The sequence below is a fragment of the Pseudomonas helleri genome (assembly GCF_009600315.1).
GTDB lineage: Bacteria > Pseudomonadota > Gammaproteobacteria > Pseudomonadales > Pseudomonadaceae > Aquipseudomonas > Aquipseudomonas helleri_A.
The window spans coordinates 1-599 of the sequence record NZ_WIWC01000105.1 but is presented as its reverse complement, the minus strand read 5'-3'; the positions used below and the strand labels follow the sequence as shown (position 1 = coordinate 599).

Annotated in this window: 1 protein-coding gene and 1 pseudogene; one reads left to right on the top strand and one right to left on the bottom strand. The window is 49.1% G+C overall.

Annotated features, from left to right (window positions below; translation table 11 throughout):
* Window positions 1-216: hypothetical protein (locus GHN86_RS23795; protein WP_228389653.1), on the top strand; the 216-nt coding region annotated here is incomplete at its 5' end.
* Between the two features lie 144 nt (window positions 217-360).
* Here GHN86_RS23795 and GHN86_RS23500 read toward each other — a convergent pair.
* Window positions 361-599: pseudogene (locus GHN86_RS23500) on the bottom strand (hypothetical protein); the annotation flags it as partial.

The window sequence follows — 599 nt, the reverse complement described above, 5'->3', positions numbered from 1 at the left end:
CCACACGGAGTTACATCCATTGCAATAAAAGTTGTTTTAAAAAGATTTTCTGCCCCTCTGTTTACTCTGACCTTTTTAGATGGTGAGGCTGTTTGGGAGCGTACTTCGATGGTAGGCAAAGCTTCTCTTAAACGATCCAATGAATGGTGGGCTATCCTATCCGTATTCAAAGATCAAACCAATACTTCTCTAGTTACACACGAAACTAGCAAGTAGCCGAACTTCTCGCATTGACGCGAAAGCCCCAATCTTTAGTGTTGCGGGCTTTGTCGCTGCGGATAAATGGCTGCGAGCCGTGAATTATGCACGGGCACCGGTAAGAGAAAGAAAATGCTAGAGCCTACGTTAAAGGTTAAATCTTCAGCGTGATTGTCCACGAACAGGCGCATTCTTGCCCTGTTCGCGGCGATGCACTTTGCTCTGCTCCTTAGCCTCTTTGTTTTCCATCTGGAAAGTCATGGCCACCTTGAGCACCTCCTTAACCTGATCTTTGGTAAGGCCCTTGAAAGGCCCCTGGAGCGACTCTAGGCGGTTTCTCAGGTCCTGAGCCGTATCCTGCATCTCTTTCGCTCTGCGGCGCTCCTGGAGCGCTGTAGCGG